This is a genomic window from Pseudomonas sp. GW456-L12, assembly GCF_059424045.1.
Map to the genome: position 1 here is coordinate 13,940 of NZ_JBWKZA010000009.1, position 17,490 is coordinate 31,429.

20 protein-coding genes are annotated in these 17,490 nt (G+C 63.3%); 12 read left to right on the plus strand and 8 right to left on the minus strand.

Annotation, left to right across the window (positions count from 1 at the left end):
- Positions 1 to 27: 27 nt before the first annotated feature.
- On the minus strand, positions 28 to 2,172 hold the full coding sequence (dinG, locus tag AC07Y9_RS13745) for an ATP-dependent DNA helicase DinG (RefSeq protein ID WP_102680004.1): 2,145 nt from the start codon (positions 2,170 to 2,172) through the stop codon (positions 28 to 30).
- Positions 2,173 to 2,271: 99 nt separating this feature from the next.
- Between dinG and AC07Y9_RS13750 the strand changes: the two genes are divergently transcribed.
- Positions 2,272 to 2,736: a CopD family protein gene (locus tag AC07Y9_RS13750; RefSeq protein WP_087089239.1), complete on the plus strand. Its 465-nt coding sequence runs from the start codon at positions 2,272 to 2,274 to the stop codon at positions 2,734 to 2,736.
- A gap of 118 nt (positions 2,737 to 2,854) precedes the next feature.
- Here the strand turns inward: AC07Y9_RS13750 and AC07Y9_RS13755 are convergent, their stop codons facing one another.
- The 4 genes from AC07Y9_RS13755 to AC07Y9_RS13770 all read right to left on the minus strand — a co-directional run bounded on the left by AC07Y9_RS13755 (position 2,855) and on the right by AC07Y9_RS13770 (position 5,517).
- On the minus strand, positions 2,855 to 3,613 hold the full coding sequence (locus AC07Y9_RS13755; RefSeq protein ID WP_087089241.1) for a hypothetical protein: 759 nt from the start codon (positions 3,611 to 3,613) through the stop codon (positions 2,855 to 2,857).
- Positions 3,606 to 3,884, minus strand: coding sequence for a DUF1145 domain-containing protein (locus AC07Y9_RS13760; protein WP_007923058.1), 279 nt, complete (start codon positions 3,882 to 3,884; stop codon positions 3,606 to 3,608). The genes AC07Y9_RS13755 and AC07Y9_RS13760 overlap by 8 nt, the downstream gene beginning before the upstream one ends.
- Positions 3,885 to 4,002: 118 nt before the next feature.
- Positions 4,003 to 4,722 (minus strand): PA1041 family peptidoglycan-binding anchor lipoprotein, encoded by a 720-nt coding sequence (locus AC07Y9_RS13765; RefSeq protein ID WP_102680005.1) that lies wholly within the window; start codon positions 4,720 to 4,722, stop codon positions 4,003 to 4,005.
- A 102-nt stretch (positions 4,723 to 4,824) separates the two neighbouring features.
- Positions 4,825 to 5,517 carry a PA1041 family peptidoglycan-binding anchor lipoprotein gene (locus AC07Y9_RS13770; protein WP_007923054.1) on the minus strand — a complete coding sequence of 231 codons (693 nt, stop codon included), beginning with the start codon at positions 5,515 to 5,517 and terminating at the stop codon, positions 4,825 to 4,827.
- Positions 5,518 to 5,712: 195 nt separating this feature from the next.
- On the opposite strand from AC07Y9_RS13770, the gene AC07Y9_RS13775 reads away from it, so the two are divergent.
- From AC07Y9_RS13775 to AC07Y9_RS13790, 4 genes are all read left to right on the plus strand, one after another.
- Positions 5,713 to 6,210: a DUF6231 family protein gene (locus AC07Y9_RS13775; RefSeq protein WP_102680006.1), complete on the plus strand. Its 498-nt coding sequence runs from the start codon at positions 5,713 to 5,715 to the stop codon at positions 6,208 to 6,210.
- A 4-nt stretch (positions 6,211 to 6,214) separates the two neighbouring features.
- Positions 6,215 to 6,691: a YchJ family protein gene (locus AC07Y9_RS13780; protein ID WP_053259849.1), complete on the plus strand. Its 477-nt coding sequence runs from the start codon at positions 6,215 to 6,217 to the stop codon at positions 6,689 to 6,691.
- Positions 6,692 to 6,958: 267 nt separating this feature from the next.
- On the plus strand, positions 6,959 to 7,453 hold the full coding sequence (locus tag AC07Y9_RS13785) for an LEA/WHy family protein (protein ID WP_062823486.1): 495 nt from the start codon (positions 6,959 to 6,961) through the stop codon (positions 7,451 to 7,453).
- Positions 7,450 to 7,650, plus strand: a complete 201-nt coding sequence (locus AC07Y9_RS13790) for an SEC-C metal-binding domain-containing protein (RefSeq protein ID WP_007923047.1) — start codon at positions 7,450 to 7,452, stop codon at positions 7,648 to 7,650. The genes AC07Y9_RS13785 and AC07Y9_RS13790 overlap by 4 nt, the downstream gene beginning before the upstream one ends.
- Before the next feature lie 107 nt (positions 7,651 to 7,757).
- Here the strand turns inward: AC07Y9_RS13790 and AC07Y9_RS13795 are convergent, their stop codons facing one another.
- Positions 7,758 to 8,318 carry a cysteine hydrolase family protein gene (locus AC07Y9_RS13795; protein ID WP_102680007.1) on the minus strand — a complete coding sequence of 187 codons (561 nt, stop codon included), beginning with the start codon at positions 8,316 to 8,318 and terminating at the stop codon, positions 7,758 to 7,760.
- A 147-nt stretch (positions 8,319 to 8,465) separates the two neighbouring features.
- Between AC07Y9_RS13795 and AC07Y9_RS13800 the strand changes: the two genes are divergently transcribed.
- The 7 genes from AC07Y9_RS13800 to AC07Y9_RS13830 all read left to right on the plus strand — a co-directional run bounded on the left by AC07Y9_RS13800 (position 8,466) and on the right by AC07Y9_RS13830 (position 16,224).
- The gene (locus AC07Y9_RS13800) at positions 8,466 to 9,110 is read left to right on the plus strand and encodes a glutathione binding-like protein (protein WP_102680008.1); all 645 of its coding nucleotides are present in this window, start codon (positions 8,466 to 8,468) and stop codon (positions 9,108 to 9,110) included.
- A 184-nt stretch (positions 9,111 to 9,294) separates the two neighbouring features.
- Entirely contained in the window at positions 9,295 to 11,718 is a 2,424-nt protein-coding gene (locus AC07Y9_RS13805) for a penicillin acylase family protein (protein ID WP_102680009.1), read from the plus strand.
- Positions 11,719 to 12,032: 314 nt separating this feature from the next.
- Positions 12,033 to 12,815: a transporter substrate-binding domain-containing protein gene (locus tag AC07Y9_RS13810; protein ID WP_007923900.1), complete on the plus strand. Its 783-nt coding sequence runs from the start codon at positions 12,033 to 12,035 to the stop codon at positions 12,813 to 12,815.
- A 56-nt stretch (positions 12,816 to 12,871) separates the two neighbouring features.
- Positions 12,872 to 13,600, plus strand: a complete 729-nt coding sequence (locus tag AC07Y9_RS13815; protein ID WP_009042461.1) for an ABC transporter permease — start codon at positions 12,872 to 12,874, stop codon at positions 13,598 to 13,600.
- Positions 13,597 to 14,307 carry an ABC transporter permease gene (locus tag AC07Y9_RS13820; protein WP_087091473.1) on the plus strand — a complete coding sequence of 237 codons (711 nt, stop codon included), beginning with the start codon at positions 13,597 to 13,599 and terminating at the stop codon, positions 14,305 to 14,307. Before AC07Y9_RS13815 ends, AC07Y9_RS13820 begins: the two co-directional genes overlap by 4 nt.
- A gap of 20 nt (positions 14,308 to 14,327) precedes the next feature.
- A complete protein-coding gene (locus AC07Y9_RS13825) occupies positions 14,328 to 15,446 on the plus strand; it encodes a succinylglutamate desuccinylase/aspartoacylase family protein (protein WP_102680010.1) in 1,119 nt (372 codons plus the stop codon).
- Positions 15,447 to 15,459: 13 nt separating this feature from the next.
- On the plus strand, positions 15,460 to 16,224 hold the full coding sequence (locus AC07Y9_RS13830) for an ABC transporter ATP-binding protein (protein WP_009042458.1): 765 nt from the start codon (positions 15,460 to 15,462) through the stop codon (positions 16,222 to 16,224).
- Positions 16,225 to 16,301: 77 nt separating this feature from the next.
- On the opposite strand, the gene AC07Y9_RS13835 is transcribed toward AC07Y9_RS13830, so the two are convergent.
- Positions 16,302 to 16,508: a hypothetical protein gene (locus tag AC07Y9_RS13835; RefSeq protein ID WP_007923905.1), complete on the minus strand. Its 207-nt coding sequence runs from the start codon at positions 16,506 to 16,508 to the stop codon at positions 16,302 to 16,304.
- Positions 16,509 to 16,614: 106 nt separating this feature from the next.
- Positions 16,615 to 17,181, minus strand: a complete 567-nt coding sequence (gene dcd / locus AC07Y9_RS13840) for a dCTP deaminase (protein ID WP_007923906.1) — start codon at positions 17,179 to 17,181, stop codon at positions 16,615 to 16,617.
- Positions 17,182 to 17,490: the final 309 nt, after the last annotated feature.

Consider the following 17,490-nt stretch of genomic DNA (forward strand, 5'->3'; position numbering starts at 1 on the left):
CGCGACCGGCCCACAGGCCGGCCGCGCTCAGGAAATTTCCCGGCGGAACGGCGGCAACGCATTGAGAATAGCCTTGCCATAACGCTGGGTGACCAGGCGCCGGTCCAGCAGGGTGATCGTGCCGCGGTCCTGTTCGGTACGCAGCAGGCGACCGCAGGCCTGGACCAGCTTGAGCGAGGCGTCCGGCACCGAGATTTCCATGAACGGATTGCCGCCCCTGGTTTCGATCCACTCTGCCAGCGCGGCCTCCACCGGATCGTCCGGCACCGAGAACGGGATCTTGGCGATCACCACGTGCTCGCAGTAAGCGCCGGGCAGGTCCACACCCTCGGCAAAGCTGGCCAGGCCGAACAGCACGCTGGAATCGCCGCCATCGACCCGCGCCTTGTGCTTGTTCAAAGTTTCCTGTTTCGACAGGTTGCCTTGAATGAACACCTGCTTGCGCCAGTCGCGGTCGAGGCCGTCGAACACGTCTTGCATCTGCTTGCGCGACGAGAACAGCACCAGGGTGCCCCGCGAGCCCTCCACCAGTTCCGGCAGGTCGCGGATGATCGCCGCGGTGTGGGCCGGCGCATCCCGTGGGTCGGCGCGCAGGTCGGGGACCCGCAGCACCCCGGCATCGGCGTGATGGAAGGGGCTGGGCACCACCGCCGTCACGGCCTTTTTCGGCAGCCCGGCACGCATGCGGAAACGATCGAAGGAGCCCAGGGCAGTCAGGGTGGCGGAGGTCACGAGCGCGCCATAGGCCACGTTCCACAGGTTGCGACGGAGCATCTCCGCGGCGAGGATCGGGCTGGCGTTGACCTCGATGTCGAACAGCGAGCCGCTTTCCGCCAGGGTCAGCCAGCGTGCCATCGGCGGGTTGTCTTCCGGGTCTTCGGTGGTGAAGGCGGTCCACAGTTCCCAGTTGCCCGAAGCGCGGGACAGCAGGCTGCCGAACAGCGGGTACCACTCTTCGGCCTGGTTGCTGGCGATGCCGATATTGACCTCGCCGTCCATGCCCTCCTTGAGCAGGTCGGTCAGGCGGGTGAACAGGTCGGTCAGGCGCGAGAAGCCTTTTTTCAGCTCGATGCCCATTTCGCGCATATGGTCGGGGATCAGCCCGCCGACAAAACGATGGCGCGGCCGCTCGCGGCCTTCCATGTCTTCGCCGGTCTTGAAGTCGGCCAGTTGTTCGCAGGCGGTGAACATGAACTGCTGCTGGGTCTTGATCTCCCGCGCCAGCTCCGGCACCTGCTCGATCAGCTTGCCCAGATCGCCCGGCAACGGGTGTTGGGCCAGCAGTTTGGTGAGGTTCTTGGCGGTCTGCTCCAGCCAGTCGGCGGTGGAGCGCAGGCGAGTGTAATGGGCGAAGTGGCCGATGGCCTTGTCCGGCAGGTGGTGGCCTTCGTCGAACACATAGAGGGTGTCGCGCGGGTCCGGCAACACCGCGCCACCGCCCAGGGCCAGGTCGGCCAGGACCATGTCGTGGTTGGTGACGATCACGTCGACCTTGCCCATGCCTTCGCGGGCCTTGTAGAAGGCGCACTGGCCGAAGTTCGGGCAATGGCGGTTGGTGCACTGGCTGTGATCGGTGGTCAGGCGCGCCCAGTCAGAGTCCTCCAGGGCGGTGGGCCAGCTGTCGCGGTCGCCGTCCCATTTATTGCCGGCGAGCTTCTCGATCATGCTGGTGAACAGCTTCTGGCTGGCCTCGTCGACCTCGATCTTGAAGCCTTCTTCTTCGAACAACTGGGCGGTGGCGGTTTGCGCGTGGCCTTCCTGCAGCAGCATGTCGAGCTTGGACAGGCACATGTAGCGGCCACGGCCCTTGGCCAGGGAGAAGGTGAAGTTCAGCCCGCTGTTGCGCATCAGGTCGGGCAGATCCTTGTAGACGATCTGCTCCTGCAGGGCGACGGTGGCGGTGGCGATCACCAGGCGCTTGCCGGCGGCCTTGGCGGTCGGGATCGCCGCCAGGCTGTAGGCCACGGTCTTGCCGGTACCGGTGCCCGCTTCCACGGCCACCACGGCCGGGTCGCCGGAGCGCCGGCCTTCGTCATCGGTGTCGACATCGCCCAGGACCTTGGCCACTTCGGCGATCATCAGGCGCTGGCCGTAACGCGGTTTCAGGCTCTTGGCTTCGAGAAAACGCGAGTAGGCGCCCTGGATCGTGGTTTTGAGTTCGTTGCTGATCATGGTTCTTCGGGCGCGAGAAACGCTGGATAAATTTTCAGTGGTTCGGATCGGCCGCTATCATACCCCGCTAATTCATCCCGCGCAGAACGGAGTACCCGAATGACAGCCTTTGCCCTTGCCTACACCCTGCATGTCCTGGCCGCCCTGGTCTGGGTCGGCGGCATGTTTTTCGCCTGGATGGTGCTGCGCCCCGCGGCGGTGGCGGCCCTTGAGGGGCCGGCGCGGTTGAAGCTGTGGGCAGAAGTGTTCCCACGGTTTTTCGTCTGGGTCTGGGTCGCGGTGGTGCTGTTGCCGATCAGCGGCGTCGGCCTGATCCACCTGCGTTTCAGCGGCTTCGAGACCGCACCGCGTTATGTGCAGGTGATGATGGGCCTGTATGTGGTGATGACCGCGCTGTTTATCCGGATCCAGTCGTTGCAACTGCCAGCGCTGCGTCAGGCGGTGGCGGCCGAGGACTGGCCGACGGGAGCCACGACCTTGGGCAATATTCGGAAATTGGTGGGGATCAATCTGATCATTGGCCTGTTGCTGGTGGCGGTCGCGGCGGCCCGGCCGATGTTCTAAAAGCCGATACCGGAAAAAGCATCGCGGGCAAGCCTCGCTCCTACAGACAGCAGCATCGTGTAGGAGCGAGGCTTGCCCGCGATAGCGTCAGAGTCAGCAGCGCCTGTTCGAAGGCCGCCTACAGGCGTTGCACGGTTACCGAACCCGCGGGGCCTGCCGGCCCTGCATGGCCTTCGGCACCAGGACGGCCGCTCTTGCCACCGTCGGCGCGATAGACGAAGCAGCCTTTGGACTTGCCACCGGCCCCGGGTTTGCCGCCCGCACCGGCCACACCGCCGGCCCCTCCATCGACTAAGACCTTGATCTGCTCCGCCGGATAATCCCGCGGCAATTCGACCCGCACTTGGGCACCCGCCGCCCCCGGCTGGCCATCACCGCCGTTGTCGCCATCGGCGCCACGCCCGGCCTGGCCCCAGGTGCAACCCGGCTCCTCGCCGTTGGCGCCATCGAGGCCGACATAACCCGGGGCACCGGTGCCACCGCGCGCATCCACCGAGAGTTCCCCGGCCTGCAGCGAGGTGATGCGCAGCGTCAGGTTACGTCCGGGCTTGGCCACCTTCTCATAGGTCCCCGGAGCCCCGCGGGAGGTGATCTGGCTACCGGCCTCCAGATCGGCATGGTCGATGTCCAGTTGCAGGCTTTGTTCAGCTGGAACGATAGCGATCCGCGCTTCGCGCCCCAGGCGCAACTCGCCGACCTTGACCTCGGTGACCGTGGACGGAATCAGCAAGGTGCCGTAGTCGGCCACTTCCAGGCGTTCCAGTCGCAGGCTGCTGGTGGTGTTGGGCAGGCGCATCAGGGAGTGGGTCTCGACTGTCACCACCTGGGCCAAAACCTGCGGGCTGCACAGTACCGCGAGCAGGCAGAGCTTACGCATGGCCGGCCTCCGCGGGCTTCGCCGCCTTGAAGGTCTGCAGATGGAAAATGCCGGTCAGGAGAATCTGCAGGCGATCGCGCCAAGGGTGGGCGCGGCCTTTGAGGCTGCCGTTGAACAGCAGCAACTCCATCAGATGGGTCAGCAGCAACAGGCTGCCTGCCAGATTGAGCAACAGATGAATCGGATTGATCAGCGGGCTGACCAGATTAAATAGCACCAGCAACCAGAACAGCAGCGTCAATAGCTTGCCCAGCCCCCAAAACACCTTCATATGCCCCCCTTTGCGAATTTTTCTTTGCGCGCACAGTACCGACTTCGGCGCGGAATAAGCCAGAGGGCGGCGAAAATTCTCCCGCCGCCCCCTGCCAAGCCGCCCTGGCGCCTGATGATCAACGCTGAATATGCAGCTCCACCCGGCGGTTCTGCGCCCTCCCTTCTTCGGTGGCATTATCGGCGACAGGCTCGCTCTCGCCCTTGCCCTGGCTGGTCAGTTTGTCCGGCGTCAGGCCCTGGCTCAGGAGGAAGGCGACGACGCTGCTGGCGCGGCGTTCAGAGAGTTTCTGGTTGTATTCATCCGTCCCCTGGCTGTCGGTGTGACCGATGACCTTGATGCTCTGCACGTCGGCGCCCTGCAGCTTGGCCAGCAGCCCTTGCAGCTGGTTTTGGGCTTCGGGGGTCAGCTCTGCCGAATCGAAGGCAAACAGCACATCGCCCTGATCGCTGAGGGTGATCACCTCGGATTGCGCCGCCGGCTCGGCTGCCGGTGCGGCCGGGTATTGCGGCAACGGGCAGCCGCGGTTGTCGACCGGGGTATTGGCCGGGGTATCCGGGCAACGGTCACGGCGGTCGAACACGCCGTCATCGTCCTTGTCACCATCCTGGGCGTAGCAGATCAAGCCGCCGGTCACCAGGCCGAGTGCCGCGCCACCCGCAGCCCAGCCACCGCTTTCAATGGCGCCCAGGCCGCCGCCCACCAGGCCGCCGAGCAGGCTGCAGACTGGCCACGTACGCTGGTTGAGGGGGGCAGTGCCGTCGCTGTGGGTAGCACAACCTGTGAGCAGGCTGCCGAGCAGTAGAACCGGCAAGGCGGCTCGCGAGAGAAGACTCATCATGAATGCTCCTGTGTCACCGGCCCATACCGGTCACACAGGAGTAAAGACCCGCATGGGCGGCTGCACAAGCCGCCCATACCAGGCAATCACGCCGGACAATCAGCGGTTGATTTTGATTTCCGTGCGACGGTTCATCGCCCGGCCATCGGCAGTCTTATTATCCGCGACCGGTTGGCTTTCGCCAGCACCGACGACCGAAACGAAACTGCTGCGGGGTACGCCCGCGCTGATCAGGTACTCGGTCACCGAGCGTGCGCGCTTTTCCGAGAGGCGCTGGTTGTAGGCATCGCTGCCCACGCTGTCGGTGTGCCCGGTCACCCGCAGTTGCGCACTTGGCGCTTCCTGCTTCAGGCGCGTGGCGATGGTGTCGAGCTTGGCCTTGTCGGCAGCGGTCAGCCTGGCCGAATCGAATTCGAAGTGCACATCACGGATAACAATGGTCTCTTCCTTGACCACCACCGCTTCCTCGACCACCGCCACAGGCTCTGGCGGGCAACCGTTGGCGTCCACCTGCACGCCTTTAGGCGTGCCTGGGCACTTGTCGCGACTGTCCGGCACGCCATCGCCGTCTTCGTCGCCATCACCGTGCACCCAGCAATAACCGGCCGCGACACCAGCCCCCAGCAAGGCGCCGTAGCCTGCCCAGGACGAGCTTTCAATCGCGCCCAACGCGGCCCCACCGACACCCCCGACAGCGGCGCAGGTCGGCCAATCGGTTTTCTGCAAACCTGCGCAACCAGTCAACACACTGGTTAGCAGAACCAAGGGTAATGCTGTCCGAACTATGCTCATCTAGTTATCTCCTGAGGGAATCGGCTTGGAACCGATTGGGGGAGTAAAGACCTGGCTTTAAATCTCCGCCAGCATCAGGCCGGCGGGCTTTGCCCCTGGATTTACCCAGGATCGGCTGTCATTTCAGACAAAACGGCTCTAGGCCCGCGGGTCCGGGCAGGCTAGTCTTTGCCACTCAAAGAGTGAGGAACTTCGATGACCGCAGGTATTTCTTCGCGCACGCCCCAACAGGCCCTGGCCACCCTGCTCGATCGCTACGCTCCGCAACAGCTGCTGCTGATCGGTGCCAGCGGGTTTCCGGCCCTGGAGGCGTTTCGCCAGGCACACCCCGAAACCGTCATTGCCCAGACCGCGCCCGGCCCCTTGCCGGCGGAACTGGCGGCGCGCCGTTTCGACCTGGCGCTGGCGGTCGACTGCCTGGAGCACCTGCCCAAGCGCGACGGCCTGAACCTGCTCGGCGGGATCCGCAACCTCAACGCCAGCCGCATCGCGGTACTGGCCGACCTGAACGCCTGCGGCTGGCAGGAGACCGACTTTTTCTCCCTGGCCCTGCAGGCCAGCGAGCGTTTCCAGCGCGACGAACAGGTCCTGACCCTGTTCACCTACGATCTGCTTGAATACAAACAAGTGCCCGACTGGCTCAATTCCAGGTTCTGGGCGAATCCGGAAAACTTCGGAAAGTACTGGTGGTAATGCAATGAGTACCTCTATTTGTCCCTGCGGCAGCGGCAACCTGCTGGATGCCTGCTGCGGCCACTACCACGCCGGCCACCCCGCGCCCTGCGCCGAGGCCCTGATGCGCTCGCGCTACAGCGCCTACGTGCTGGGCCTGGTGGATTATCTGGTGGCCACCACGCTGCCGGCGCAACAGAGCGGCCTGGATCGCCAGTCCATCGGCGACTGGAGCGCGCAAAGCACCTGGCTGGGCCTGGAAGTCGAAAGCTCGGAAGTCTTCGGCGGCCAGCCGGAGCACGCCTTTGTCACCTTCACCGCGCGCTGGCACGACAGCCACGGCGAACACAGCCATCGCGAACGCTCATCCTTCGTGCAGAACAACGGGCACTGGTATTTCATCGACCCGACCGTGCAACTCAAGGCCGGCCGCAACGACGCCTGCCCCTGCGCCAGCGGGCAGAAATTCAAGAAGTGCTGCGCCAGCTACTTCACCAGCTGAATACCCGCCCCTGAGCCTGTCCTCGCGTGCGCTCCATGGTTGCCAGGGTCTGTACGAAAAGTCGGCGAGCGAAGGTCAGGCAAGGCAAAAACAGGCGAGGAACGGCCGGGGTCGCGTTCGACTGTAGGGGCCTACATGAGCATTCCGATCGGACTCGCGCACGAGTCTGTTTTTAACGCAGCATGGCCTGCGTAGCGCCGAAGGCGCCCAGCGCGCAGCCACTTTTCGTACAGAGCCTAGACTGGGAGTTCAAACGGAGTACCCCCCATGGTCGTTCAGCTGCGCGCACTACGGACCCTCGGACTGCTCACGGTGCTGGCGCTTTCGGGCTGCACCTCGTGGTTCGTCGACGACACCCTCGACCCGCAGGTGCACCTGGTCAAGGTCGAGGTGATCAAGGCAAATTTGCTGGAGCAGCGCCTGCGCCTGCACTTTCGTGTCGACAACCCCAACGATGCCGACCTGACCGTCCGCGCCCTGGAATACCGGGTTCATCTCGGCGACGTGTTGCTGGCGGAGGGTGAGCATGAACACTGGTTCACCATCGGCCCCAAACACAGCGCCTACTTCCAGGTCCCCGTGCGCACCAACCTGTGGCCGCAGATTCGCCAGGTGGTGAAATGGCTGAAGGAACCGCAGCAACCAATCCCCTATCGTCTGGACGGTTTGCTGGAAACCGGATTATTCATCGGCCATGACGTGCACCTGGCGCGCAAAGGCGAGATAATTCCCGCCGATTTTATTCCGGAGCAACCTCGATGACCCAGCAACCCCATGTCCATGGCCCTGACTGCAACCACGATCATGACCACCACGATCACGACCACGGCCATGTTCACGGTCCGCATTGCAACCACGCTCACCAGGAGCCAGTGCGCAACGCCTTGAAAGATGTCGGCCGCAACGACCCTTGCCCATGTGGCAGCAGCAAGAAATTCAAGAAGTGCCACGGCGCCTGATGGCGTAACGCCCTGCCTTTATCTTCTGTAGGAGCGAAGCTTGCTCGCGATGCAGGCGCCTCGGACCTTGCGGTGCCAAGACGTTCTGATCGCGAGCAAGCTCGCTCCTACAAGGGCGAGTGAAGGATCTGCTGGGTCGTGGTCACCGTCGCGTACTCGCCATGCAGATTGCCCAGCGACATGGCATGCACCTCCTCGGCGCTGTGGGCCTGGCCGAAAAAGTCGGCCTTGTCGAAGGTGTAGCAGGCGTCTTCCACCACCCAGGTATCGAACCCCAGGTTGCCGGCGGTCCGCGCCGTCGATTCCACCAAGTTGTGGGTCGCCACACCGACAATCACCAGTTGGCCGATCCCGGCCTTGCGTAAATCGGCCTCCAGGGTCGTGGCGCAGAAGGCATCCGGCACTTGCTTCTGGATCACCGCCTCAGCGCCCAGCGGCATGAACCGCTGCTGAAACTCCACTCCCGACTGCCCCGGCCAGAACACCGACTGCTCGCTGCGGGACAGGTGCTGCACATGGATCAACGGCCGCGCCGTCTGGCGCCAGTAAGCCAGCAACTCGGCGATGCGCTCCTCAGCCTCGGGGTTGTTACGCCGCCCGAGCCGGGGATGCAGGATGCCCTGTTGCTGATCGATCAGGATCAGCGCCGCATTGGTCTGAAGCTCCATGCTGACTTTTCTCACCTTGGGTCATTGAATTCCACGCACTTCAACATCACCTCTCCCGACAGGCAAGCCGTCGAACGTAGACCGGACCACCGAATACCGCTGTTTGCTGTCCGTAGCAGAATGTCCTTCGTTTACCTGGAGAGTTCCATGATCGATCTGTATTACTGGACCACCCCCAACGGCCACAAGATTTCCCTGTTCCTCGAGGAAACCGGCCTGCCCTACAGCGTGCACCCGGTCAACATTGGCCAGGGCGAACAGTTCAAGCCCGAGTTCCTGAAGATCGCGCCGAACAACCGGATCCCCGCCATCGTCGACCATCAGCCGGCCGACGGCGGCGCGCCGCTGTCGCTGTTCGAGTCCGGGGCGATTCTGCTGTACCTGGCGGAAAAGACCGGGCAGTTCCTGCCCAAGGACCTGCGTGGCCGCCAGGAAGCCCTGCAGTGGCTGTTCTGGCAGATGGGCGGCCTGGGGCCGATGGCCGGGCAGAACCACCATTTCAGCCAGTTCGCCCCGGAGAAAATCCCCTACGCGATCAAACGCTACGTCGATGAAACCGCGCGGTTGTACGGGGTGCTGGACCGACGCCTGGCCGACCGGGATTTCGTCGTTGGCAACGAATACAGCATTGCCGACATGGCGATCTATCCATGGGTCGTTTCCCACAAGTGGCAAAGCCAGAACCTTGAAGACTTCCCCAACCTGCACCGCTGGTTCAACCGCATCCTCGATCGCCCGGCGACCGCGCGCGCCTACGCCATCGCCGCACGGATCAACCCACCCAAATCCTGAGGTCCGATAGTCCATAGCCGGCCCGTCAGCTGCGGTGACTGCTCCGTTTCGAGCAGCCACCGGGCGGGCGGCGCGGGCTATTTATCCGGCAACGCAGAAATACTCTCGGCCCCCGCTTGCGCGGCACTCGCCTGCTCACTAACGTAGCGCCTTTATCGACGCTACCCCCCGCAGGAGCTTTGCCATGGCCTCGCCAGCCCTCTCACATTTTCTTCCCCGGTTCGGCGTTGCCGCGGCAGTGGCCGGCGTTCTCAGCCTGGCCGGTTGCCAGTCATGGAACACCCAGGACAGCCTGCCGCCGACCTCCGGCGTGCAACCGCTCAAGGGCCTGGCCCAGAACGTTTCGGTGCGGCGCAATGCCATGGGCATGCCGCTGATCGAAAGCAACACCTTCCACGATGCGTTGTTCGCCCTGGGTTACGTGCACGCCAGCGACCGGATCAACCAGATGGTGACCCTGCGCCTGCTGGCCCAGGGCCGGCTGGCCGAGATGTCCGGCGCCGATGCACTGGACGTCGACCGCTACATGCGCGCGGTCAACCTGAAGAACAGTGCCGGCGAGCTGTACAAGGCCTCGTCCCCACGGATCAAGCGCTTCTTCGAGGTTTACGCCCGCGGGGTCAATGCCTACCTGTTCCGCTACCGCGACAAGCTGCCGCCGGACCTGGCCGCCACCGGCTACAAGCCCGAATACTGGAAGCCGGAAGATTCAGCGCTGATTTTCTGCCTGTTGAACTTCAGCCAGTCGGCCAACCTGCCGGAAGAAATCAACGCCCTGGTGCTGGCGCAGAAAGTCGGCGCCGACAAGCTCGCCTGGCTGACCCCAAGCTACCCGGACGAAGCGCTGCCACTGGCCGAGAGCGACAAACTCAAGGGTCTCAACCTGAATGTCCCGGGCCTGAGCGAAATCAGCAGCGCCGCCGGCAAACTCGGCGAACTCAACCCGCTGAGCGTGGCCGGCGCCAGCAACTGGGCCATCGCGCCACAGCGCAGCCGCAGCGGCAGAAGCCTGCTGGCCGCCGACAGCCACTCGCCGGCGTGGAACCTGGTGCAGATCCGCGCGCCCAAATACCAGGCCGCGGGCGCTTCGATCGCCGGCCTGCCGATGATCGTCCAGGGCTTCAACGGCCAGGTGGCCTGGAGCATGACCTCGGTCGCCGGCGACAACCAGGACCTGTTCCTGGAGAAACTCAAGCGCCAGGGCAATGCGCTGTATTACGAAGCCAACGGCAAATGGCTGCCGGCCGTGGTGCGTAACGAAACCTACTTCGTCAAAGGCCAGCGGCCGATTCGCGAGGCGGTCTATGAAACCCGTCACGGCGCCCTGCTCAACAGCTCGAGCAACCTGAGCGCCGGCTACGGCCTGGCCCTGCAACAGCCGAACCTTGCGGACGACAAGAGCCTGGATGCGTTCTTCGACCTGACGCGGGCGCAAAACGTGGAACGGGCCTCCGACGCCAGCCGCGAGATCCGCGCCATCGGCCTGAATATGCTGTTCGCCGATGCCAGCCATATCGGCTGGCAGGTCACCGGCCGCTTCCCCAACCGCCGTGAAGGCGAAGGCCTGCTGCCATCGCCGGGCTGGGAAGGCCGTTACGACTGGGACGGTTATGCCGACCCGATGCTCCACCCCTATGACCAGGACCCGGCACAAGGCTGGCTGGGCACCGCCAACCAGCGGATCATTCCCCACGGCTACGGCATGCAGCTGTCCAACTCCTGGTACTACCCCGAGCGTGGCGAGCGCCTGGCCGAGCTGGCCGGCAGCGGCAAGCACGACGGGCGCAGCATGATCGCCATGCAGTACGACCAGACCACTACCTTCGCCGCCAAGCTGAAGAAGATGTTCGAAGCCCCCGGCATGGCGCAGCCCCTGAAGAAAGCCATCGACGCCCTGGCCGAAGCAGACCGCAGCAAGGCCCGCGAGGCCTACAGCCGCCTGATGGCGTTCGACGGCAAACTCAGCCCGGTATCGGCCGATGCGGCGATCTATGAGCTGTTCCTGCAGGAAAGCGCCCGGCAGATCTTCCTCGACAAACTGGGCCCGGAGTCCAGCCCGGCCTGGAAAGCCCTGGTGGCCAACGGCGCGCTGTCCTACTCGGCCCAGGCCGACCACCTGCTGGGCCAGGAAGACAGCCCGTTCTGGGATGACAGCCGCACCCCGCAGAAAGAAGACAAGCCGGCGATCCTCGCCCGCAGCCTGGCCGCCGCCATCAACGCAGGTGAAAGCCAGCTGGGTGGCGATCGCCGGGCCTGGCAGTGGGGCAAGCTGCACAGCTACAACTGGAAGAACGCCAGTGGCCAGGTAATTCGCGGGCCGCTGCAGGCCGGTGGCGATCACAGCACCCTGAACAGTTCGCCGTACCACTGGGGCCAGGACTTCAATGTGACCCAGGCTCCGGCGCTACGGCTGATCGTCGATTTCAGCCAGAGCGAACCGCTGAGCGTCATCAACAGCAGCGGCCAGTCCGGCAACCCGGCCAGCCCGAACTACCTGAACGGCATCGACGCCTGGCTCAAGGGCCAGTACCTGAGCTTGCCGCTGCAACCGCAGAACTTCGACCGCCTCTACGGCAAGACCCGCCTGACCCTGGCGCCAGGCAAGTAACACCGGCCAGCCCGTCCCTCTGCACAAGGGGCGGGCTTGCGCCCTGTAACACCTCCCTCGCTGATCCCACCCAGCCACGCTCTCGGCAGTCGCGCCCTTTCCTGCCCGAATTCTCCCACGCGCCCTATTGATGCAAGGCCTTGCGCACGCTCTTTTTTGGAGCGTTGCCGACCCACGGCAGACTCTCGCACCACCTTTTAAAACACTTGTTCGGGACTCTGGTTCGGAAATTGCTACTTTCATTGAGTCTGACGCTTTGCAGTAACAGTACTAATGCGCCACAAGCGCTCATATTGGTTTTTAGGGATTGAATAATGAAAAAAGCATTGCTGACCCTTTCTGCACTGGCTCTCTGCATGGCCGCCGGTTCCGCGCTGGCCAAGGAATACAAGGAACTGCGCTTCGGCGTTGACCCGTCCTACGCACCTTTTGAATCCAAGGCCGCCGATGGCAGCCTGGTCGGCTTCGACATCGATCTGGGCAATGCCATCTGTGCCGAACTGAAGGTCAAGTGCAAATGGGTCGAAAGCGACTTCGACGGCATGATCCCGGGCCTCAAAGCCAATAAATTCGACGGCGTGATCTCATCCATGACCGTCACCCCGGCCCGCGAGAAAGTCATCGACTTCTCCAACGAACTGTTCTCCGGCCCGACTTCCTTCGTGTTCAAGAAAGGTTCCGGCCTGACCGAAGACACCGCCTCGCTCAAGGGCAAGACTGTCGGCTACGAGCAGGGCACCATCCAGGAAGCCTACGCCAAGGCCGTGCTGGACAAGGCTGGGGTGAAAACCCAGGCCTACCAGAACCAGGACCAGGTGTATGCCGACCTGATTTCCGGGCGCCTCGATGCCTCGATCCAGGACATGCTGCAAGCCGAGCTGGGCTTCCTGAAGTCGCCACAAGGCGCCGACTACGAGGTGAGCAAGCCAGTGGACAGCCCGCTGCTGCCGGCCAAGACAGCTATCGGTATCTCCAAAGGTAACAAAGAGCTCAAGGCGCTTCTGGATAAAGGTATCAAAGCGTTACACGACGATGGCACCTACGCCACCATTCAGAAAAAGCACTTTGGCGATCTGAATCTCTACAGCGGTAAATAAGCTCCTGGCGCCCATCCTCGATGGGCGCCTTTTTTATCGCCACAGGTCTCTGATTTATGTTCGAAGAACTTCTGCAAACCCTTGGGCTTTCCGCCTTCAGTCTCAAGGGGTTCGGTCCGTTGTTGCTGGAAGGCACCTGGATGACCATCAAACTCTCGGTATTGTCGCTGTTACTCAGTGTCCTGCTCGGCCTGCTCGGCGCCAGCGCAAAACTCTCGCGGCTGGGCCTGCTGCGCCTGCCCGCCCAGCTCTACACCACGCTGATCCGCGGCGTACCGGACCTGGTGCTGATGCTGCTGATTTTCTACAGCCTGCAAACCTGGCTGACCACCTTCACCAACTTCATGGAATGGGAATACATCGAGATCGACCCGTTCAGCGCCGGGGTCATCACCCTGGGCTTCATTTATGGGGCGTACTTCACCGAAACCTTCCGTGGCGCCATCCTCGCCGTGCCGCGCGGGCAGATAGAAGCCGCCACCGCCTACGGCCTCAAGCGCGGCCAGCGTTTTCGCTTCGTGGTGTTTCCGCAGATGATGCGTTTTGCCCTGCCGGGTATCGGCAATAACTGGATGGTGATGCTCAAGGCCACCGCGCTGGTGTCGATCATCGGCCTGGCCGACCTGGTCAAGGCGGCCCAGGATGCCGGCAAGAGCACCTATCAGCTGTTCTACTTCCTGGTACTGGCGGCGTTGATCTACCTGGTCATCACCAGCGCCTCCAACATCGTCCTGCGCTGGCTCGAACGCCGTTATGCCGCGGGCTCGCGGGAGGCGGTGCGATGATCGAGCTCCTGCAGGAATACTGGAGACCCTTCCTCTACAGCGACGGCTACAACGTCACCGGCCTGGCGATGACGATGTGGCTGCTCAGCGCCTCGATCTTCATCGGTTTCCTGGTGTCGATCCCGCTGTCCATCGCCCGGGTCTCGCCCAAGCTCTACCTACGCTGGCCGGTGCAGTTCTACACCTACCTGTTTCGCGGCACGCCGCTCTATATCCAGCTGCTGATCTGCTACACCGGGATCTACAGCATCGCCGCGATCCGCGCCCAGCCCGTGCTCGACGCGTTCTTTCGCGACGCGATGAACTGCACCATCCTCGCCTTCGCCCTGAACACCTGCGCCTACACCACGGAGATTTTCGCCGGGGCGATCCGCAGCATGGCCCACGGCGAGGTCGAGGCGGCCAAGGCCTACGGCCTCAGCGGCTGGAAGCTGTACGCCTACGTGATCATGCCGTCGGCCCTGCGCCGCTCGCTGCCCTACTACAGCAACGAAGTGATCCTGATGCTGCACTCGACCACCGTGGCCTTCACCGCGACCATCCCGGATGTGCTGAAAGTCGCCCGCGACGCCAACTCGGCGACCTTCATGACCTTCGAGTCCTTCGGCATCGCCGCGCTGATCTACCTCACCGTGACCTTCGCCCTGGTCGGCCTGTTCCGCCTGGCCGAACGCCGCTGGCTGGCCTTCCTCGGGCCGACTCACTAGAACAAGGCAAATCATCATCCATGCGCCAACAGCCCCATGATCTGCTCGCCCCGCTACCGGGGACCTCGCGCCAGATCCACAGCTTTCACTTCGGCCCCGAGCGGGCCGAAGGCAAGGTCTACATCCAGTCGTCGCTGCACGCCGATGAACTGCCGGGCATGCTCGTGGCCTGGCACCTCAAGGCACGCCTGGCTGAACTGGAGGCCCAGGGCCGCCTGCGCAGCGAAATCGTCCTGGTGCCGGTGGCCAACCCGGCTGGCCTGGAACAGGTGCTGATGGACGTGCCGCTGGGCCGCTACGAGCTGGAAAGCGGGCAGAACTTCAATCGCTGGTTCCTCGACCTCGGCGAAGAGGTCGGCAACGACATCGAAGGCCAACTGGGCGACGATCCGCGGCATAACCGTGAAATCATCCGCGCCAGCCTGCGCAACGCCCTGGCGCGGCAGACCGCCGGCACCCAGTTGCAGTCCCAGCGCCTGGCCCTGCAGCGCCTGGCCTGCGACGCGGACATGGTGCTGGACCTGCATTGCGATTTCGAAGCCGTGGCCCATCTGTACACCACGCCCGAGGCCTGGCCGCAGGTCGAACCGCTGGCCCGCTATATCGGCTCGCAAGCTTGCCTGCTGGCCACCGATTCCGGTGGCCAGTCGTTCGACGAGTGCTTCACTCTGCTCTGGTGGCAATTGCAGCAGCGTTTCGGCGAGCGCTTCGCCATTCCCCACGGCAGCTTCTCGGTCACCGTCGAGCTGCGCGGCCAGGGCGACGTCAACCACGACCTGGCCAGCCGGGATTGCCAAGCCATACTGGATTATCTGAGCCATTTCGGCGCCATCGCCGGCGCGGCTCCGCCCATGCCCGAGTTGCCCTACCCGGCCACCCCGCTGGCCGGTGTGGAACCTGTGGCCACGCCCGTGGGCGGCCTGCTGGTGTTCACCGCCCTGCCCGGGGAGTACCTGGAAGCCGGGCAACAGGTGGCCGAAGTCATCGACCCGATCAACGATCGCGTCACCCCCATTCATTGCAGCTGCGCCGGCCTGCTCTACGCCCGCTCGCTGCGCCGCATGGCCACCGCCGGCATGGTGATCGCCCATGTCGCCGGCCGCGAAGCCTATCGCAGCGGCTACCTACTTTCGCCTTGAGGATGCATGCCCCATGTACAAACTGACCATTGAAGGCCTGCATAAATGCTATGGCGACAATGAAGTGCTCAAAGGTGTTTCGCTCAAGGCGAAGACCGGCGACGTCATCAGCCTGATCGGCGCCAGCGGCTCGGGCAAAAGTACCTTTCTGCGCTGCATCAACTTCCTGGAAACCCCGGACGACGGCGCCATGAGCCTGGACGGCCAGCCGATCCGCATGGTCAAGGACCGCCATGGCATGCACGTGGCCGACGCCGACGAGCTGCAACGGATTCGCACCCGTCTGGCCATGGTGTTCCAGCATTTCAACCTGTGGAGCCACATGACGGTGCTGGAGAACATCACCATGGCGCCGCGCCGGGTGCTGGGGATCAGCAAGAAGGACGCCGAAGACCGCGCCCGGCGCTACCTGGACAAGGTCGGCCTGCTCCCCCGTGTGGCCGACCAGTACCCGGCCTTTCTCTCCGGTGGCCAGCAACAGCGGGTAGCAATTGCCCGGGCGTTGGCGATGGAGCCGGAAGTGATGCTGTTCGACGAACCCACCTCGGCCCTCGACCCGGAACTGGTGGGTGAAGTGCTCAAGGTGATCCAGGGCCTGGCCGAGGAAGGCCGGACCATGATCATGGTCACCCATGAAATGAGCTTCGCCCGCAAGGTGTCGAGCCAGGTGCTGTTCCTGCACAAGGGCCTGGTGGAAGAGGAAGGCGCGCCGGAAGAGGTGCTGGGCAATCCGAAGAGCGAGCGCTTGCAGCAGTTCCTCAGCGGTAACCTGAAGTAAGCCAGGCGCCTCTATGGACAAAGGCCAGCCCGCCGGTGGAGTCCGGCGGGCTGGCCTTTTTTATGGGTTGGCGTCAATCAGGCCACAGGAGCAGGAGGCGGTTCGTCCGGCAAGGTTGGTTCGCCAGGTTCGGTCGGCTCGGCGGGTTGTGGGGTGTCCGGGTCGGGTTGACCGGGAATGCCGCCTGCCGCGCTGGGGTGCGCCAGCAATGACCAGGCCAGGACGCCGACCTGATTGGGCTCAAGTCTGGCAAGTGTGGCGCTTATAAGCGGATCGATCTTCATGAGGCACTCCTGAGCTAAGCACGGTCCACTGTGCGCAAACCGGGGCAGTCCTCTGGTTAGAGTATCTGCCCGCTGAGGAATTCCCGCTATTTGTCAGATGAACGACTCAGGTACGCGGCAGGGTCACGCCACGCTGGCCCTGGTATTTGCCGCCACGGTCCTTGTAGGACACTTCGCACTCTTCGTCGGACTCCAGGAACAGCATCTGCGCCACGCCTTCGTTGGCGTAGATCTTCGCCGGCAAGGTGGTGGTGTTGGAGAATTCCAGGGTCACATGACCTTCCCACTCAGGCTCGAGGGGGGTGACGTTGACGATGATGCCGCAACGGGCGTAGGTGCTTTTACCCAGGCAGATGGTCAGCACGTTGCGCGGAATACGGAAGTACTCGACGGTGCGGGCCAGGGCGAAGGAGTTCGGCGGAATGATGCACACGTCGCTCTTGATGTCGACGAAGCTGCCGGCGTCGAAGTTTTTCGGATCGACGGTGGCCGAATTGATATTGGTGAACACCTTGAACTCATCGGCGCAACGCACATCGTAGCCGTAGCTCGACACACCGAAGGAAATCAGCCGCTCCGCGCCTTCGCCGCGCATCTGGCGCTCCACGAAAGGCTCGATCATGCCGTGCTCTTGCGCCATGCGGCGAATCCACTTGTCCGATTTGATGCTCATGGCGGGTGTCCTGAAATAGCGAGGTGGAAAAATTCTGTCCGGCATCTTACCGGGGTGCGCCTGCGGGTTCAAAGTCTGGGCGGCTTTTCTCGCTGAAAGCCGCAATACTTGCGGGCTGGAAGGTATGTACGGCACCGCCAGTCACTAAAAGCGCGAATCCATCGCAAAGAACATTGGCAGGTTCCGGAAAAAGGGTTAAGGTGGCGCCACTGTGCTGCTTGTGTCACTGAGAATCTCTACACGATGTTGAATTTCGATCCAACCATCTCCAAGAATTTTTCCTGCTCTTTGCACTCAGTCTCGGCCAGG

What these genes read in the sequence shown, in the direction of transcription:
- dinG (WP_102680004.1), bottom strand. Translation starts at nt 2,172, where the DNA reads ATGATCAGCAACGAACTCAAAACCACGATCCAGGGCGCCTACTCGCGT.
- AC07Y9_RS13750 (WP_087089239.1), top strand. Translation starts at nt 2,272, where the DNA reads ATGACAGCCTTTGCCCTTGCCTACACCCTGCATGTCCTGGCCGCCCTG.
- AC07Y9_RS13755 (WP_087089241.1), bottom strand. Translation starts at nt 3,613, where the DNA reads ATGCGTAAGCTCTGCCTGCTCGCGGTACTGTGCAGCCCGCAGGTTTTG.
- AC07Y9_RS13760 (WP_007923058.1), bottom strand. Translation starts at nt 3,884, where the DNA reads ATGAAGGTGTTTTGGGGGCTGGGCAAGCTATTGACGCTGCTGTTCTGG.
- AC07Y9_RS13765 (WP_102680005.1), bottom strand. Translation starts at nt 4,722, where the DNA reads ATGAGTCTTCTCTCGCGAGCCGCCTTGCCGGTTCTACTGCTCGGCAGC.
- AC07Y9_RS13770 (WP_007923054.1), bottom strand. Translation starts at nt 5,517, where the DNA reads ATGAGCATAGTTCGGACAGCATTACCCTTGGTTCTGCTAACCAGTGTG.
- AC07Y9_RS13775 (WP_102680006.1), top strand. Translation starts at nt 5,713, where the DNA reads ATGACCGCAGGTATTTCTTCGCGCACGCCCCAACAGGCCCTGGCCACC.
- AC07Y9_RS13780 (WP_053259849.1), top strand. Translation starts at nt 6,215, where the DNA reads ATGAGTACCTCTATTTGTCCCTGCGGCAGCGGCAACCTGCTGGATGCC.
- AC07Y9_RS13785 (WP_062823486.1), top strand. Translation starts at nt 6,959, where the DNA reads ATGGTCGTTCAGCTGCGCGCACTACGGACCCTCGGACTGCTCACGGTG.
- AC07Y9_RS13790 (WP_007923047.1), top strand. Translation starts at nt 7,450, where the DNA reads ATGACCCAGCAACCCCATGTCCATGGCCCTGACTGCAACCACGATCAT.
- AC07Y9_RS13795 (WP_102680007.1), bottom strand. Translation starts at nt 8,318, where the DNA reads ATGGAGCTTCAGACCAATGCGGCGCTGATCCTGATCGATCAGCAACAG.
- AC07Y9_RS13800 (WP_102680008.1), top strand. Translation starts at nt 8,466, where the DNA reads ATGATCGATCTGTATTACTGGACCACCCCCAACGGCCACAAGATTTCC.
- AC07Y9_RS13805 (WP_102680009.1), top strand. Translation starts at nt 9,295, where the DNA reads ATGGCCTCGCCAGCCCTCTCACATTTTCTTCCCCGGTTCGGCGTTGCC.
- AC07Y9_RS13810 (WP_007923900.1), top strand. Translation starts at nt 12,033, where the DNA reads ATGAAAAAAGCATTGCTGACCCTTTCTGCACTGGCTCTCTGCATGGCC.
- AC07Y9_RS13815 (WP_009042461.1), top strand. Translation starts at nt 12,872, where the DNA reads ATGTTCGAAGAACTTCTGCAAACCCTTGGGCTTTCCGCCTTCAGTCTC.
- AC07Y9_RS13820 (WP_087091473.1), top strand. Translation starts at nt 13,597, where the DNA reads ATGATCGAGCTCCTGCAGGAATACTGGAGACCCTTCCTCTACAGCGAC.
- AC07Y9_RS13825 (WP_102680010.1), top strand. Translation starts at nt 14,328, where the DNA reads ATGCGCCAACAGCCCCATGATCTGCTCGCCCCGCTACCGGGGACCTCG.
- AC07Y9_RS13830 (WP_009042458.1), top strand. Translation starts at nt 15,460, where the DNA reads ATGTACAAACTGACCATTGAAGGCCTGCATAAATGCTATGGCGACAAT.
- AC07Y9_RS13835 (WP_007923905.1), bottom strand. Translation starts at nt 16,508, where the DNA reads ATGAAGATCGATCCGCTTATAAGCGCCACACTTGCCAGACTTGAGCCC.
- dcd (WP_007923906.1), bottom strand. Translation starts at nt 17,181, where the DNA reads ATGAGCATCAAATCGGACAAGTGGATTCGCCGCATGGCGCAAGAGCAC.